The sequence below is a fragment of the Pseudomonas sp. SbOxS1 genome, from assembly GCF_013416725.1.
Lineage (GTDB): Bacteria > Pseudomonadota > Gammaproteobacteria > Pseudomonadales > Pseudomonadaceae > Aquipseudomonas.
The window spans coordinates 23,943-38,814 of record NZ_JAAVXC010000037.1 but is presented as its reverse complement, the minus strand read 5'-3'; the positions used below and the strand labels follow the sequence as shown (position 1 = coordinate 38,814).

13 protein-coding genes are annotated in these 14,872 nt (G+C 61.9%); 3 read left to right on the top strand and 10 right to left on the bottom strand.

Going from position 1 to position 14,872, the window contains the following annotated elements; genetic code table 11:
- Nucleotides 1-13: 13 nt before the first annotated feature.
- The 7 genes from HFK74_RS27695 to HFK74_RS27665 all read right to left on the bottom strand — a co-directional run bounded on the left by HFK74_RS27695 (nt 14) and on the right by HFK74_RS27665 (nt 8,837).
- Nucleotides 14-1,690: an intermembrane transport protein PqiB gene (locus HFK74_RS27695; RefSeq protein WP_180206281.1), complete on the bottom strand. Its 1,677-nt coding sequence runs from the start codon at nt 1,688-1,690 to the stop codon at nt 14-16.
- On the bottom strand, nt 1,671-2,327 hold the full coding sequence (locus HFK74_RS27690; RefSeq protein ID WP_180206280.1) for a paraquat-inducible protein A: 657 nt from the start codon (nt 2,325-2,327) through the stop codon (nt 1,671-1,673). Before HFK74_RS27690 ends, HFK74_RS27695 begins: the two co-directional genes overlap by 20 nt.
- Nucleotides 2,324-2,920, bottom strand: a complete 597-nt coding sequence (locus HFK74_RS27685) for a paraquat-inducible protein A (RefSeq protein WP_180206279.1) — start codon at nt 2,918-2,920, stop codon at nt 2,324-2,326. The genes HFK74_RS27690 and HFK74_RS27685 overlap by 4 nt, the downstream gene beginning before the upstream one ends.
- A 760-nt stretch (nt 2,921-3,680) precedes the next feature.
- On the bottom strand, nt 3,681-4,061 hold the full coding sequence (locus HFK74_RS27680; RefSeq protein WP_046816407.1) for a RidA family protein: 381 nt from the start codon (nt 4,059-4,061) through the stop codon (nt 3,681-3,683).
- 98 nt (nt 4,062-4,159) lie between these two features.
- Nucleotides 4,160-6,970: an amino acid adenylation domain-containing protein gene (locus tag HFK74_RS27675; protein WP_180206278.1), complete on the bottom strand. Its 2,811-nt coding sequence runs from the start codon at nt 6,968-6,970 to the stop codon at nt 4,160-4,162.
- A gap of 87 nt (nt 6,971-7,057) precedes the next feature.
- Nucleotides 7,058-7,930, bottom strand: a complete 873-nt coding sequence (locus HFK74_RS27670; RefSeq protein ID WP_180206277.1) for a mechanosensitive ion channel family protein — start codon at nt 7,928-7,930, stop codon at nt 7,058-7,060.
- Nucleotides 7,931-8,024: 94 nt separating this feature from the next.
- Entirely contained in the window at nt 8,025-8,837 is an 813-nt protein-coding gene (locus HFK74_RS27665) for an AraC family transcriptional regulator (protein ID WP_180206276.1), read from the bottom strand.
- Nucleotides 8,838-8,969: 132 nt separating this feature from the next.
- Here HFK74_RS27665 and HFK74_RS27660 point away from each other — a divergent pair, with 132 nt between their 5' ends.
- On the top strand, nt 8,970-9,488 hold the full coding sequence (locus HFK74_RS27660) for a carboxymuconolactone decarboxylase family protein (protein WP_180206275.1): 519 nt from the start codon (nt 8,970-8,972) through the stop codon (nt 9,486-9,488).
- Between the two features lie 27 nt (nt 9,489-9,515).
- The gene (grxC, locus tag HFK74_RS27655; protein WP_180206274.1) at nt 9,516-9,767 is read left to right on the top strand and encodes a glutaredoxin 3; all 252 of its coding nucleotides are present in this window, start codon (nt 9,516-9,518) and stop codon (nt 9,765-9,767) included.
- 123 nt (nt 9,768-9,890) lie between these two features.
- Here grxC and HFK74_RS27650 read toward each other — a convergent pair whose 3' ends face one another.
- Together HFK74_RS27650 and HFK74_RS27645 are read right to left on the bottom strand one after the other, a co-directional pair.
- The gene (locus HFK74_RS27650; RefSeq protein WP_180206273.1) at nt 9,891-10,979 is read right to left on the bottom strand and encodes a polyamine ABC transporter substrate-binding protein; all 1,089 of its coding nucleotides are present in this window, start codon (nt 10,977-10,979) and stop codon (nt 9,891-9,893) included.
- Nucleotides 10,980-11,031: 52 nt separating this feature from the next.
- Nucleotides 11,032-12,333 (bottom strand): FAD-binding oxidoreductase, encoded by a 1,302-nt coding sequence (locus HFK74_RS27645; protein ID WP_180206272.1) that lies wholly within the window; start codon nt 12,331-12,333, stop codon nt 11,032-11,034.
- A 157-nt stretch (nt 12,334-12,490) separates the two neighbouring features.
- Here HFK74_RS27645 and HFK74_RS27640 point away from each other — a divergent pair, with 157 nt between their 5' ends.
- Entirely contained in the window at nt 12,491-13,360 is an 870-nt protein-coding gene (locus HFK74_RS27640; protein WP_180206271.1) for a LysR family transcriptional regulator, read from the top strand.
- Between the two features lies 1 nt (nt 13,361).
- On the opposite strand, the gene HFK74_RS27635 is transcribed toward HFK74_RS27640, so the two are convergent.
- Nucleotides 13,362-14,870 carry a tripartite tricarboxylate transporter permease gene (locus HFK74_RS27635; protein WP_180206270.1) on the bottom strand — a complete coding sequence of 503 codons (1,509 nt, stop codon included), beginning with the start codon at nt 14,868-14,870 and terminating at the stop codon, nt 13,362-13,364.
- Between the last annotated feature and the right edge of the window lie 2 nt (nt 14,871-14,872).

Here is a 14,872-nt window from a genome sequence, read left to right as displayed (position 1 = left end):
GTTGCTCCTGTGGTCATTTGCTCGGCGGCCCTTGCAGATCCATCGGCGCGGCGTTGTTCGGACGCCCGCGAATCAACGACTCCGGATGCCGGCCCAGGTAGTCGGCCAGGTCACGCAAGGCGCGCGACGTACGTCCGAGTTCGTCCATGGTCTGGCCGAGTTTTTCCCGTTGCGGCGAATCTTCGGCAAGCGTCGAATTGGCCGATTGCAGGGTCGTACTGGCCGATTGCAGGGTTTTGCTGACGTCGCCCAGGGTGCTTTGCACGCTCGGCAGGGTCTTGGCATTGAATTGCGACAGACTCTTGCGCATTTCGACGAGGTTGCTGTCCAGGTTGCCGGCGATCCGTTCGATGGGCAGCTGATTGATCTTGGTCACCATGGCCTCGAGCTTTTCCTGCAACTGCTCGAGGCTGCCAGGCACGGTGGGCAGGACGACCGGTCGCAAGGTTGGATCGAAGGCGACTTTCTCCGCTTTGGGGTAGAAGTCCAGGGAAATGTACAGCTGGCCGGTCAGCAGGTTACCGGTGCGGGCCTGGGCGCGCAGGCCATTCTCGACGAAGGTGCCGATCACGCGCACGCCAGCGGCTTCGTCGTTCGGGTCATGATTGAGCACCTTGATCATTTTGGTGTGCGCCTGGCCCAGGCGCTGCGGATAGATCACGATCCCTACGTTGACCGGGAAGGTGCGTTTTTTCTCGTCGAAATCCAGGTTGACCGAGACCACCTTGCCGATTTCCATACCCAGGAACTCCACCGGCGCATCAACTTTCAGTCCGCGCAGGGCCTGGTCAAAGCGCAACACCATGAACTGCGGCTTGCCATTGGGCGGGGCGAGGGCGGTTTGCTGGTCCTCGAACAGTTCGTAGGCATAGTCTTCCGCGGCCGGCTTGTCGTTGGGACTGTATTCCGGAGCGCGAAAGGCGATGCCGCCGACCAACAGGGACGACAAGGACTCGGTCTTGACCGCAAAACCGTTGGCGCCAACGCTCACGTCGACACCGCTGGCGTTCCAGAAGCGGGTGTTCTCGGTGACATAGGCATCATTGGGTGCATGGATGAACAATTCGATGTTCACCCCTTTGCCGTCAGGGTTCAGGGCGTAGGCCACCACTTGGCCGACCGGTATCTTGCGGTAGTAGACCGGAGAACCGATATCCAGCGATCCCAGGTCCTGGGTGTGCAGGGTGAAACGCTTGCCCGGTTCGCCGTAGGTGATCGGCGGCGGGTTTTCCAGGCCCTTGAAGTTTTTCGCCCGCGCATCGTCCTGGCCGATATCGGCGCCGATGTAGTCCCCGGATAACAGCGTATCGATACCCGACACGCCGCCCGCGCCGATCCGCGGCCGTACCACCCAGTACTGCGAGTCTTTACGGGTAAAGCTTTCGGCCTGTTTAGACAGTTTGATGGTGGCGTTCACGCTCTTCTGGTCGCTGCTCAGCTCCACGTCCGAGACATGGCCGATGACCACGTTGCGGTATTTGACCTCGGTCTTGTTGGCGGTCAGGCCGTCACCGGTCTTGAACGTGACCGTGATGGTCGGCCCCTCCTGCAAGATGCTGTGTACCACCAGCGATAATCCCACCAGCACTGCCACGATCGGCACGATCCACACCAGCGAAAAGCTGAAGCGGCGGGTCTTGATCGGCGCCTGCCCGGGGGCCAGTGGCCCGTCAGTGGCTTGTGACTTCATCCGTGACCTCCTCATTTTGTGGTTTTTGCCGCTCTTTATCCCAAATCAGTCGCGGATCGAAACTCATCGCCGAGAGCATGGTGAACACCACCACCAGACCAAAGAACAGGATGCCCGCCCGCGGTTCGATATCGGCCAGGGCCTGGAATTTCACCAGGGAGGCCACCAGGGCCACCACGATGACGTCAAGCATCGACCAATAACCGATGAGCTCGACAAAACGGTACATTTGCGAGCGCTCGCGCAGTGCCCACTGGCTGTCGCGCTGAACAGTCACCAGCAGCAGCGTCAAGGCGACGAACTTGACGCCCGGCACGGCGATGCTGGCGATGAAAATGATCAGGGCAATATCCCAGGCACCGTGCTGCCAGAACTCGATCACACCGCTCATGATCGTGCTGTCGGCACCATCGCCGACCATCTTGGTGTTCATCACCGGCAACAGGTTGGCCGGGATGTAAAACACCAGGGCGGTGAACATGTAGGCCCAGGTCCGGGTCAGCGAGTTGGTTTTACGTCGATGCAGAGGGGCGCCACAGCGCTCGCATTCGTGGGGGTCGAGGGTCATGTCACAGGCCAGGCCGCAGGTGTGGCACAGGCACAGGTTGAGATCGCTGGCGACGGGAGGTGTTGTCATACGATGTCCCACAGTTCACGGATATCGCGGCCGGCAATGCGGATCATCATCAGGCTGAGGACCGCCAGGGCAAACAGGCCGATACCGGGCAGCACATCCAGCAACCCGGCGAGCTTGATCACCGCGACCATCGCCCCCAGCAGGCAGACTTCCAGCATGCTCCAGGGCCTGAGGGTTTCCAGCCAGCGCATGCAGAACCTGAAACCGGGTGAACGCCGATTGGCAAGGGCGAAACCCAGCACCCAGATCAACAGCACCAACTGGAAAATCGGCGCGATGATCATGGCGATCGCCGCCACCATGGCGATGAAGGTGATGGGGCCCAGGCTCAGTGCCAGCACCGAATCCCAGAGCGTTGCGCTGTTTTTCAGGCCTTTGAGGCTGATGCTCATGACCGGATAGAAGTTGGCAAAGATCCACAGCACCAATGCGGTGAAGGTCAACGCCAGGCGCTGTTCTACCGTCAGGCCGTTATAGCGCTGAAGCACACCGCCGCAGCGCGTACACAGGGTTTTCTGATGTTTGGCGAGCGTGACTTTTTCATACACGCAGTCGCAGTGCTCGCAGATGATCAGCTGATCAGTAGTTGCCATGGGCCAGGCTCAACAGGAGGCAGGAAGTTCAGAGCACCCCCTCAATATAGAAGTGACTCGCGATTGAGCAAATCGAAATAAGGGTTGTCGGGTTGCCGCATCGCAGCGAAGGCGGCCAGACAGCCGACCAATCTCTCGCGGATGCACCCGATTTGAAGGCGGCCTTAAAGCCGACCTGATCGGGAGCCGTACGCGTTCCCCCTGTTGTGATCGTTCCCACGCTCTGCGTGGGAATGCCGCCAGGGACGCTCCGCGTTCCGCTGTCGACGCATGACATGAGCCTTGCGCAACGGTGACGCGGAGCGTCACAGGATGCATTCCCACGCAGAGCGTGGGAACGATCAGGTTGGGGGTAACCGGAAAAGTCAGGTCGGCTTTAAGGCCGCCTCGCTTTTGTTTTTGATCTGGGTGCCCCGTTAACCACGCTGGCCGAACGCAGGCATTGCGCAGTGGGTAAACCGGCAGGACGCCGGTTTAGCCGCGCTGGGCCATGGATGGCCCATCGCGGCGCCCCACGGAGCAATGCCGGAGTGAGGGCATGCCGAGCCCTAGCGAGGCACCGAGTGGTGGGGTGAAGCCTTTTGCTTACTTTTTGCTGGGCCGGCACTCCGGCGTTTGAAAAAGTGAGTCGCCGTAAGGGCGAAACCATAGGTGGCCGTTACCGAAGGAATGGATATGTACGCCTGAAAGACAATCACCAGCTGTCAGGCCGCCTTCGCCGGCAAGCCTGGCTCCTACAGTGCGCGCGCAGGGTATCAGGTCAGGCCTTGGCAGCCATCGCAGTAACTTCCACCCGCATGCCCTCGACCGCCAGCGACGCCACGCCCACAGCCGCACGCACGGGCCACGGCTTGGCGAAGAAACGCTTATAGACCTCGTTGAAAGCGGCACGGTCGGCCATGTCGGTGAGGTAGATGGTCAAGTGCAGCACCCGGTCCATGGAACTGCCGGCGCGTTCCAGCGCCACTTTCAGCGCCTGCAGGGTGCACTCGCTTTGCAGGGTGATATCGCCCAGTTCAAGGCTGCCATCGGCACGGGTCGGGATCTGGGTGGAGACCAGCATGCCGCCGAAACCGGCGACGTCGGAAGAGATGGAGTCCGCATCGGGATCGGGAACGAAGGTCAGGTCTTGGTTTGCCATGGGGGTCTCTTGCTTGAGGTGGTAAGGCGGCGTCGCACGCATGTCGGCCGAGGCCGTCATGCCGCAACGCCTGTTGCACCCACCAGTTTACGGAACCGTCACGCCACCCGCTCGATTTTATCCGCGCTAGGCTTCTTGCCATCACTGTTTGCGCGCAGCAGTACCCAGCGCACGACCTTGTTCCAGGCATAAGCCACCACAACGCCACCGACCACGGCGAAAACCACCCCGAGCAGCGGATAATCGCCAATGCGCCGGGCCACCGAATGGAACTGGAAGTGCGTCAGGTAGATATACAGCGTCGAGGCGGCAATCAATGCCATGCCCCGCGCCAGCAAGCCGGGGACGGGAATCGACCGGACCCAGATCACCAGGAGCGTGGCCGGCACGGCGACATCGATGTGGCTCCAGATGTCGGTGGCGAGCGGCCCGAATCCCAGCATCGCCTGAAGGTCCTGCCAACCCACCACCAGGAGGGCAACGAGCGTGACGATCCACTTCTGCCTGGTTGAACTGGCACTGTGAATGGCCATGCCGAGCACCATGATCGCCAGGTAATGCTGTGGCACCCGATTGAACAGCGCGCTCGCATCGAACACATAGTGACTGATCAGCACATCAACCACCGCCAACACGCATGACGCAATGACAAAACAACGGAACGGGTCTGCACTGATGATGTTCCTGACCCGCTCGAACGACAGGACGAACCCGATGAACAGCAGCATCTGCACCAGGACTTCTATGTACCAGTAGACGAAGTTGCCGATCTGGTTCGGTGGATACCAATTGGAAATCAGCAACAATGATTGCCAATGCACCGTGTCGAACACCACCTGGACCAACACCGTGTACAGGATCGTGGGCACCGCGATAGTGGCTACGGACTTGACCAGCGTGCGCACGCTACCGGACTCATTGATGGCCTTGAATTGAAACCTTGCCAGGCTGATCCCGGAAACCAGGAACAGGGCCATTGTTTCACCGAACACCGGCCAATGTTCCACCACCTGAAAATGCCCCATCACAATCAACACGATGGAGACCACACGTAAAAACACCGGCACTTCCATTGCCCGGAGCGAAAACCTCGAGGCCTTGGTGTCGCTGGCCAGTTCACACAGCTCGAGTACCGGGATCATTTCCCATTGATCGGGCAGATGACCGATCAGCTCTTCCAGCACCATCGAAGCCTGGACGAACGAGAGTGAATCCCCGCCCAGCTCCACGAACGTCAAGTTCGGATCGATGCGCGGCACTTCCAGGATTTCGGCCCAGGCCTGCGTCAACTTGAGCGCCAGCGGCGACAGGTCCTGGCTGGCAGTGACCGGTGCCGCCTGCTTGTCGACAAGCGCCTGCAACGCCCGCTTGTCGATTTTGCCGTTCGGCGTCAATGGAATCGTCTCCACGAACACGAACAACGCCGGCACCATGTAGTCGGGCAACTGCTGCCCCACTTGCTCCCGCAGTTCACCCGGTGAAACAGGATTGGCGGAAACGCAACAGGCCACCAGTTTCACGTTCGATCGTTCGTTGTTGGCCAGCACCACGCACTGTTTGATCCGCGGATGCCTTGAGATCGAGGCTTCGATTTCAGCCAGCTCGATGCGATGGCCGCGAATCTTCACCTGGCTATCGCCGCGCCCACGGAACATGACACTGCCATCGGCAAGATAAGTGCCCAGGTCGCCGGTCCGATAGCAGATATCACCCTCGGCACGGGTGAAGGGATTGACCACGAATTTTTCCCGGGTCATTGCCGGGTCACCGTAGTACCCCAGGGACAGAAACGGGCTGCGGATCAGGATTTCCCCGACTTCGCCTTCGCCCACCAGCTGATTGGCCTCATTGACCAGCAACAGTTGCGCGCCCTCGATCCCCTTCCCCAGCGGGATTTTGGCGTTGTCGCGCGCGGGATCGACTTGATGGTAAGCCATTGCCTGCGGCGTTTCGGTGGTGCCGTAGAAGTTGACGCTGATGGCGTTGGGGGCGATGGCGCGTATTTGCTCGTAAAGGGTGCTGCTCAAGGCATCTCCACCCCAGAACAGGTAGCGCAGCTCATCGAACTGCAATCCACTGATTTTCGCCCCGGTTTCAATGAGTTTGCCCAGGGGCGGCGTGAGGTGAATGATCGAGATCCCGTGCTGGTGTATCCACCTCGCCAGGGCGGCTGGATCGATCACGGTCGACTGGGCCGGGATGATGACTTTGGCGCCAATGGAGAGCGGCGTGAACACGTCCCTGTAGACCGGGTCGTGGCCCAGCCCCGACAGCAGGGAAAAGCAACTGTCCCGGGTCAACGAGTGACGCTGGCTATGCCATTCGATGAAATGCACCAAGGGCGCGTGATGGGTGACAATCCCCTTCGGCTCGCCGGTACTGCCCGAGGTGAAAGTGATATAGGCCGGGTGCGCGGGGTTGACCTCGGGCAAGGCCCTTGGCTCGACGGCGAACGCTTTCAGCGCATCGCCGGGCAACTCCGGTACCTTGACCACGCGTACGGCGGACGAACGCTGCGAATCGGGCTCGAAGGCGGCCTCACCGCATACCAGGACAAAGGTCGGCTTGAGCACCTGGATGATCTGTTCGATGCGCGCACGGGGATAGGCCATGTCGGCCACGGTGAACGTCAGGCCGGCGCGCGAGGCACCGAGCATGGCGTAGACCAGGCCGGCACAGCGACTGGAGACGATCACGACCCGGTCGGAGGCGCTCGCGCCCTGCTCCAGCAGATAGCTGGCAAGTCGCTGGCTGATCGTTTCAAGTTCACCGTAGCTGCACGTGGCCTCTTGCGAAACCACGGCCACGGCATCGGGGGTACGTCCAGCGTGCTGCAGGAAGTCCGTGAATATCGGACGTTCGACACAATACGCCAGATCCAGCGTCGGGTTTGGGCGCGCATCCTGCATGTTATTGGTTGACTCCCCATTGCCTGTAAGAAACAACGGCAGGCCCATGGCGGCCTGTCTCAGAAGACCGCCACGGGCCCGACTACCTCATTGTTTTGTCAACGCCTCTGGCAACGCGGCGCCTTGTTGGAAGATCACTGTCTGCGCTGGCATCGGGGCCGGGAAGCCGGCTTCGCCGAGGGCGTCCTTGATGGTGCGGTTGGTATCGAAATACACCTGCCAGTAATGCTCATTGTGGCAATAAGGTCGCACCGCCAGCACCGGGCCGACCAGGTTGAACTCGAGAATCTCCACATCCACGGCAGGCTCGGCCAGCACATTGGGGATGGCCGCGATGCGCTCCTTGAGCAAGGCCGCCGCGGCTTTCCAGTCGGCCGCACCAGACAGCTGCGCCTTGAGCTCGACGCGGCGGAACGTATTGTGGGAGAAGTTCTGGATGTTATCGCTGAAGATCTTGTTGTTGCCGACCAGGGTCAGCACGTTGTCCGGGGTGTTGATCGCCGTCGCGAACAGGCCGATCTCGGTGACGGTACCGACCACCCCGCCCGCACTGATGAAGTCGCCGACCTTGAACGGACGCAAGACAATGATGAAGGCACCGGCCGCCAGGTTGGCCAGCAGCCCGGACCAGGCCATGCCGATCGCCAGGCCGACCGCGGCCAGCAGCGCCGCGAACGTGGTGGTCTGCATGCCGAGGTAGCCGAGGATGCCGATCACCAGGATGATATTCAGGGTCACGGTGATCGCCGAACCCACATAGCGCAGTACGGTCGGGTCGACCTTCTGCTTGCCCAAGGCCTTCTGCACCATGCCGACGGCAAAGCCGATCAGCCAGCGCCCGACGATCCAGAAGGCGATGGCGGTCAGCAGCTTGACCGCGAACGCAGCGCCATAGGCCTGGACCACGGCAATCAGGGCGTTGAACTTCTGGGTGGTGACGTTAACGATTGTCTCGTCCATGGCAGAGGCTCGCAAATGAGAGATTCACCCCAAGACGCTAGCACAGCTCTCGTAGCCCGCCAGTCCGCCGGCTAACAGGCGCAGTCGTGTGCCTTTATCCTCGCCATTGCCGCGGGCTGACCCCGGTCTTGCGACGAAAAGCCCGGGCCAGTGCCGAAGGGCTTTCATAACCGACCTCTTCGGCGATCAAGGCAATGGGCTTGCCTTCACGCAGGCGTTTTTGCGCCAGGCTGATCCGCCAGCTCACCAGATAATCCCCCGGGGCCTGCCCGACCACCCGCTTGAAGTGCTCGGCGAAACTGGCCCGGGACATGTTGGCCGCCACCGACAGTTCGGCCACGCTCCAGGCCTTGCCGGGCGCTTCGTGCATGAGGTTCAAGGGGCGCGCCAGGCGAGGATCGGCCAGGCCCGCCAGCATGCCCGGCGATTGATTGCGACTGCTCAGCATGTGCCGCAACAACAGGATCACCACCAGCTCGAACAGCCGGTCCATCACCGCCTCCCGACCACAGGTACCGTCGAAGGCTTCGTTGAACAACCATTGCAACGTGTTGGCCAGGGCCGGGATTTCATCCAGTTTCAGCACGAGGTAATCCGGCAGCGCCGTGGCGAGGGCGTTGCCCGCGCCGCCGTCGAAGTCCAGGGTCGCGCACACCAGTTGCGTATCGCTGTCCTGCGGGGCAAGCAGGCGGTGGCGATATGGCCGGGGAAAAAAGATCAGCGTTGGTTCGGTGATGTGCAACTCACGGTCGTCCGCAAGCCTGAGGGACAACTCGCCCGCCTGGAGCAGATGCAAATGACCGCAGGCCTGGCTGCCGTCGAACGCCGTCGTGCCGCAAAACATACCGCTGTGAAAGGTCCCGGCATTGACGCCGAAATGCGCAAGCAAGGTGGACAGGCGATCCATGAAGGGCCTCCGGCAGCAGTTTTGGACGATCTGTCGCATATCGTCGACGATTTGCATCCAATAGACCAGCCCGAATCAATAGCATCCTCTCCGTACCCAGCGCATGTCGCGCATCAACCACGGAGAATCACCATGCCACGCATCAACCCTGTCAGCCTCGAACACGCCGCCGAGACCACCCGCCCGTTGCTCGACGGCGTACAGAAGAAAATCGGCTTCCTGCCCAACGTGTTCCGGGTCCTGGCCCACGCCCCCGCGGTACTGGCCTCCTACCTGCAGAACTCGGCGGCCTTGGCCAAGACCTCCTTGAGCGCCAGGCAGAAGGAAGCGATTTCCCTCGCCACCTCCCAGGTCAACGGCTGCGACTACTGCCTGGCGGCGCACACGTTGTTTGCCGGCAAGGCGGGGCTTTCCAGCGAGGAAATCCTCAGCGCACGCCAGGGCCAACTCGATGCGTACGCCTTGCTCGCCCGGCAAATCACCGAAAGTCGTGGCCACCTGGGCAGCGAGCAAATTGCCGCGGCCCGCGCCGCTGGCATCGATGACGCGAAAATCATCGAAGTGATCGCCCATGTCGCGTCGCAAACGCTGACCAACTACCTGAACAACGCCGCACTGACCGAGATCGACTTTCCGGCAATCGGCGCCTGACCCACCCTGTTGCAGAGGATCGAATTCATGAAGACGGTAACCCTGTACACCACCGACACCTGTCCTTACTGCCGCAGCGCCAAGGCGCTGCTGGCCGGCAAAGGCGTGACGCCCCGGGAGATCAACGTTCAGCACACGCCCGGCAAGCTTGAAGAGATGCTCAGCCGCAGCGGCCGGCGCAGCGTGCCGCAGATTTTCATCGGCGACACGCACATCGGCGGCTTCGACGACCTGGCCAGACTGGATCGCCAGGGTGGCTTGATGTCGATGCTGGCCTGATCCCCTGTAGGAGCGAGCATGCTCGCGATGGTCGTCAACGAAGACGCGGGAAGTCTGGTACCCCGCGGCGCTCTCAGGTCCATCGCGAGCAGGCTCGCTCCTACAGATGCTCGCTCCTACCTCCTACGTATTGGTTTTCAACTTGGTCCACAGGCGCGTGGTCAAGCGGGCGATGGAAGCCGGCAAGTCCTCCACCGTGAACAGCTTGTCCATCACCGCTTTGGGCGGGTAGATCGCCAGGTCCTGCTTCACCGCCGGCACCACATCGGCATCCGCTGCGCTGTTGGGATTGGCGTAGTGGATGCTGTTGCTGATGTTGGCAATCACCTGCGGTTGCAGCAGGTAGTTCATGTAGGTGTAGCCATTTTTCGGGTGCGGTGCGCTCTTGGGCATGACCACCATGTCGAACCACAACGTGGAGCCCTCCTGCGGGATTGCATAGGCGATGTCGATGCCGTTTTTCGCTTCCCTGGCGCTGGCGGCCGCCTGCACGATGTCGCCGTTGAAGCCGATCACCGCGCAGACGTTGCCGTTGGCCAGGTCGCTGATGTACTTGGAGGCGTGGAAGTACTGCACGTAAGGCCGGATCTTCAGCAGCGCCTGTTCGGCTTTCTTGTAATCGGCCGGCTCATGGCTGTGGGGTGGCAACCCCAGGTAATTGAGGGTGATGGGCAGCACTTGCGTCGGGTTGTCGATGATCGCCACGCCACATTCGCTGAGCTTCTTGATATTGGCCTCATCGAAAAACAGGCTCCATGAACGGGTGACGTCGGTGTTGCCGAAGATCGCCTTGATCTTCTCGACGTTATAGCCAATGCCCGCGGTGCCCCACATGTAGGGATAACCGTACTGGTTGCCGGGGTCGTTGACCTCGAGTTTTTTCATCAGCACCGGGTCAAGGTTGCTCCAGCCCGGCAGCTGGCTCCTGTCGAGCTTCTGGATGGCCCCGGCCTTGATCAGGCGCGACAGGAAATGGTTCGACGGGCTGACCACGTCATACCCGGTATTGCCCGTCATCAACTTCGATTCCAGCACTTCGTTGCTGTCATGGATGTCGTAGGTGGCCTTGATCCCGGTTTCCCGGGTGAACGTGGCCAGGGTGTCATCGGCGATGTAGCCGTTCCAGTTGGAGATGTTCACGGTTTCATCGGCGTGGGCGGCGGCGCAAAACGTAGAGAGCAGGGCCACCAGGGAAACGGTATTGACGCGCATGTTCGATCACCTTCGTGTTGAAGTGTTTTTGTCGTGAGTGAAAGGCGGTGTTCTAGATTTCGCTTCTGGCCCGGGCCGTCTCTACGCGCATACGCAGCATGGCACCGATATCCAGCAAGGGCTTGGGCGGCAGCCAGCCGGGCTGGGCGCGCTCAATGACCGATTGCAATACCGGTGAATCGATACCCGAGGCCAGCTCCGCCAGCAGCCGCCCCCACAGCGTGCCGCGCGCCACACCGGAGCCGTTGCACCCGGCCACGGCGAACACGCCCTCCTCGACCTTGGCAAAATACGGTTGCCCGGAGCGCGAAGCGCTGAGGTGGCCGGTCCAGGTGTATTGAATGTCCTGCGCGCCCAACAGCGGGAAACGCCGCTGCAGGCCCAGTACATGGTGCTGGCGCCGGTTCGCCAGCTCGTCGGGTGACAAATCGTGGGCGCGGTATTCGGCGGTGTTGCGAATCATCACCCGGCGATCCGGGGTCAGGCGCACCGTGGCTCCAAGGGGCCGGGTCGACAACACGCCCCAGGGCTCGACGGCGCCAAGGGCGTGGAATTCTTCATCGCTCAGGGGCCGGGTGAGGCTGGCGCTGAGCTCCATGGCGAAGGTGCCGCTGTCACTGATCCCGGAACGGGGAATGAAGGCATTGAGGCACACCAGCACGTTGCTGGCCTCGATGCAGCCATGCACGCCGCCGGCGCGGATGCGCCCATTGGCCAGGCGCTGCAGGCCGCTGATTTCGGTGTTTTCGAACAGGGTGACCTGCGGCGGTAGTGCGTCTAGCAGCCCTTTGACGTACTTCGCCGGTTGCAGCAGCGCATTGCCATTGCCGCACCAGATCGCCGCCTGGTAGTGCCGGGTTCCCAACTTTCGACTCAACGCCTCGCCTTGCAGAAACTGCGCGGAGGCGCCCACCGCGCGCAATGTCTGCAACTTGGCCTCGACCTCGGTCAACTTGCGCGGATCGCTGACCGCAAAGAAATAGCCCGATTCACGGAAATCACAGTCGATGCCGTGCCGGGCAATGCGCTGGCGCACCTCGTCGCTGGCGGCACGGGAAATCGAGGTGTCGACCTGGAAGCCGGCGAAGCCCGGGCGGCCTTGCAACTCGGCATGGGTGGGGTTTTCGTGGGCGACCACGAACCCCGAATTGCGCGCCGATGCCCCTTGCGCGGCGCGCTGGCGGTCAACCACCACAATGCGTGCCCGGGGATGCAGTTGCGCCAGTGAGTGAGCAGCGCACAGCCCCGTGATGCCGGCGCCGATCACCAGCCAATCGGCCTGCTGCGTGCCCTTGAGCGGATCGCGCAACGGGCTGTCCCCGGCTTGTGCAATCCAGCCACATACGTTTTCCATGCGTCACCTCGTTGACTGTCGTGGTGCAGTCCCTCTCTCAACCGATCATGCAGTATTTGCATGGGTGCTTGGAGATGATGACCGCCATGACTAGAATCTAAAGGGACAGTGCAACGACAACCAACGTTATTAAATCATCCAGGTATTCTGAAAACGCATGGATAACATTCGCCACGTTCCCTCGCTCCAGGGCCTGCAGGCCCTGGTCGAGGTGGCTGATTCGGGCAGCTTCACCCAGGCGGCGCAAACGCTGTGCCTGACCCAGAGCGCCGTGAGCCGCAAAATCCAGCAATTGGAGAATCACTACGGCACAGCGCTGTTCCTCAGGACCAGCCGCAGCCTGCACCTGACAGCGGAGGGCGAACAGGTGCTCGCCAGTGCGCGGCACATCCTTGAACACCTCAAGGCCCTGGAGGACCGGATCGCCCCGCAAAAACGCCCGTTCCGCATCCGCATGCACGTGTCACTGGCCGTGCGCTGGCTGCTGCCCAGGCTGAGTGACTTCTACCGGCATCATCCGCAGGTATCCCTGGCGATCGAGACCGTCGCCACCGAAGTGGTGGAACCGGCCAGCGACAGTGACGCCTACATCCTCTACCTGCCCGAACCGTCCGGTGCCGCGGATTGCCTGACCTTGTTCGAAGAAGCGCTGGTGCCGGTATGCGCGCCCGGGCTGGCACTGGCATCGCTTGCGGAACTGCCGGGCTTCGCCCTGCTGCATCGCTCGGCCGACAGGAATGACTGGAAGCATTGGCTGGGCGCCAATGGCGGCAAGGCGCTGGAGGATTTTCGCCATATCCCCTTCAACCTCGACGAACTGGCCCTCGATGCCGCCGCGCGGGGGTTGGGCGTGGCCATGACCGACATGACCCTGGCGGGCGAGTCGATCGAGCGCGGCGTGCTGGTCATCCCGTTTGGCGAGCCGTTGAAAACCCGCGGGATTTACTCGCTGTGCCTGCAACCTTCGGCCGCCGCGCATCCGGCCTGTGCACCGCTCATGCAGTGGTTCGCCCAGCAGGCCGGCTGAATCAATCGTCTTCGTGCAACTTGATACCCCGGGCATGCAGCAGAGGCGGCACCACCAGCACCAACAGCGTCAGGGCCATGAACACTGCCGAGATCGGCTGGGTCAAAAACACCGTCCAGTCGCCCTCACTGATGGACAGGGCATTGCGCAGCTGTTTCTCGGCCATCGGGCCGAGCAGCATGCCGACGATTACCGGCGCCACCGGGAAGTCAAAGCGCCGCATCAGCACCCCCGCCCAGCCGATGCCCAGCATCAGCAGCAGGTCGAAGGATGAATGGCGCATGCCGTAGACCCCGATGGTGGCGAACACCAGGATCCCGGCGTTGAGGTACGGCCGGGGGATCTGCAGCAGCTTGACCCACAGGCCCACCAACGGCAGGTTCAACACCAGCAAGATGACGTTGCCGATATACAGCGAGGCCACCAGAGTCCAGACCAGGTCGGCGGAGGTTTCGAAGAGCATCGGCCCCGGTTGCAGGTTGTAGTTCTGGAACGCCGCCAACAGGATCGCCGCCGTGGCGGACGTCGGTATGCCCAGGGTCAGCAGCGGCACCAGAGAACCCGTGGCGCTGGCGTTGTTGGCCGCTTCCGGGCCGGCCACCCCTTCGATGGCACCCTGACCTTTGTTGGCAGAGAACTCTTTCGGGTACTTGCTCAGCTTGCGTTCGGTGGAATAGGACAGAAAGGTCGGGATCTCGGCGCCGCCAGCCGGAATCGAACCGAACGGGAAACCGATCAACGTGCCGCGCAACCAGGCCGGCACCGAGCGCTTCCAGTCGGCGCGAGTCATCCACAACGACGTCAGGCGATGCCGGCCCTCCGCTTGCTCGGTTTGATACAACAGGCTGTACAAGGCTTCGCCGACCGCGAACAAACCGACCGCCACCAGCACCACCTCGATGCCATCCACCATCTCCGGCACGCCCAGGGTGTAACGGGCAATGCCCGACGTCGAGTCGAGGCCGATCAGGCCGATGGTCAAGCCGATCCCCAGTGAAGCAAAGCCACGCAGCATCGAGGCGCCGAGTACCGCCGACACCGTGGTGAAGGACAGCACCAGGATCGCGAAATACTCCGCTGGCCCGAAATTCAGCGCCAGCCTGGCCACCACCGGCGCGAACAGCGTCAGCAGAATGGTCGCAATGGTGCCGGCGACGAAGGAGCCGATCGCCGCCGTGGCCAGCGCCGGCCCGGCCCGGCCATTGCGCGCCATGAGGTTGCCCTCCAGGGCCGTGACCATGGAGGACGACTCACCGGGGGTATTGAGCAGGATCGAGGTGGTGGAACCGCCAAACTGCGCGCCGTAGTAGATCCCGGCGAACATGATCAGGGCGCCCGTGGGATCGACCTTGGCGGTGATCGGCAGCAGCAAGGCCACCGTCAGCGCCGGCCCGATCCCCGGCAATACGCCAATGGCGGTGCCCAGCAGGCAGCCGATGAAGCCCCACAGCAGATTGATCGGCGTCAGCGCCGCGGAAAAACCCATCGCCAGGCTGGCGAGAATGTCCATGC

What these genes read in the sequence shown, in the direction of transcription:
- HFK74_RS27695 (WP_180206281.1), bottom strand. Translation starts at nt 1,690, where the DNA reads ATGAAGTCACAAGCCACTGACGGGCCACTGGCCCCCGGGCAGGCGCCG.
- HFK74_RS27690 (WP_180206280.1), bottom strand. Translation starts at nt 2,327, where the DNA reads ATGACAACACCTCCCGTCGCCAGCGATCTCAACCTGTGCCTGTGCCAC.
- HFK74_RS27685 (WP_180206279.1), bottom strand. Translation starts at nt 2,920, where the DNA reads ATGGCAACTACTGATCAGCTGATCATCTGCGAGCACTGCGACTGCGTG.
- HFK74_RS27680 (WP_046816407.1), bottom strand. Translation starts at nt 4,061, where the DNA reads ATGGCAAACCAAGACCTGACCTTCGTTCCCGATCCCGATGCGGACTCC.
- HFK74_RS27675 (WP_180206278.1), bottom strand. Translation starts at nt 6,970, where the DNA reads ATGCAGGATGCGCGCCCAAACCCGACGCTGGATCTGGCGTATTGTGTC.
- HFK74_RS27670 (WP_180206277.1), bottom strand. Translation starts at nt 7,930, where the DNA reads ATGGACGAGACAATCGTTAACGTCACCACCCAGAAGTTCAACGCCCTG.
- HFK74_RS27665 (WP_180206276.1), bottom strand. Translation starts at nt 8,837, where the DNA reads ATGGATCGCCTGTCCACCTTGCTTGCGCATTTCGGCGTCAATGCCGGG.
- HFK74_RS27660 (WP_180206275.1), top strand. Translation starts at nt 8,970, where the DNA reads ATGCCACGCATCAACCCTGTCAGCCTCGAACACGCCGCCGAGACCACC.
- grxC (WP_180206274.1), top strand. Translation starts at nt 9,516, where the DNA reads ATGAAGACGGTAACCCTGTACACCACCGACACCTGTCCTTACTGCCGC.
- HFK74_RS27650 (WP_180206273.1), bottom strand. Translation starts at nt 10,979, where the DNA reads ATGCGCGTCAATACCGTTTCCCTGGTGGCCCTGCTCTCTACGTTTTGC.
- HFK74_RS27645 (WP_180206272.1), bottom strand. Translation starts at nt 12,333, where the DNA reads ATGGAAAACGTATGTGGCTGGATTGCACAAGCCGGGGACAGCCCGTTG.
- HFK74_RS27640 (WP_180206271.1), top strand. Translation starts at nt 12,491, where the DNA reads ATGGATAACATTCGCCACGTTCCCTCGCTCCAGGGCCTGCAGGCCCTG.
- HFK74_RS27635 (WP_180206270.1), bottom strand. Translation starts at nt 14,870, where the DNA reads ATGGACATTCTCGCCAGCCTGGCGATGGGTTTTTCCGCGGCGCTGACG.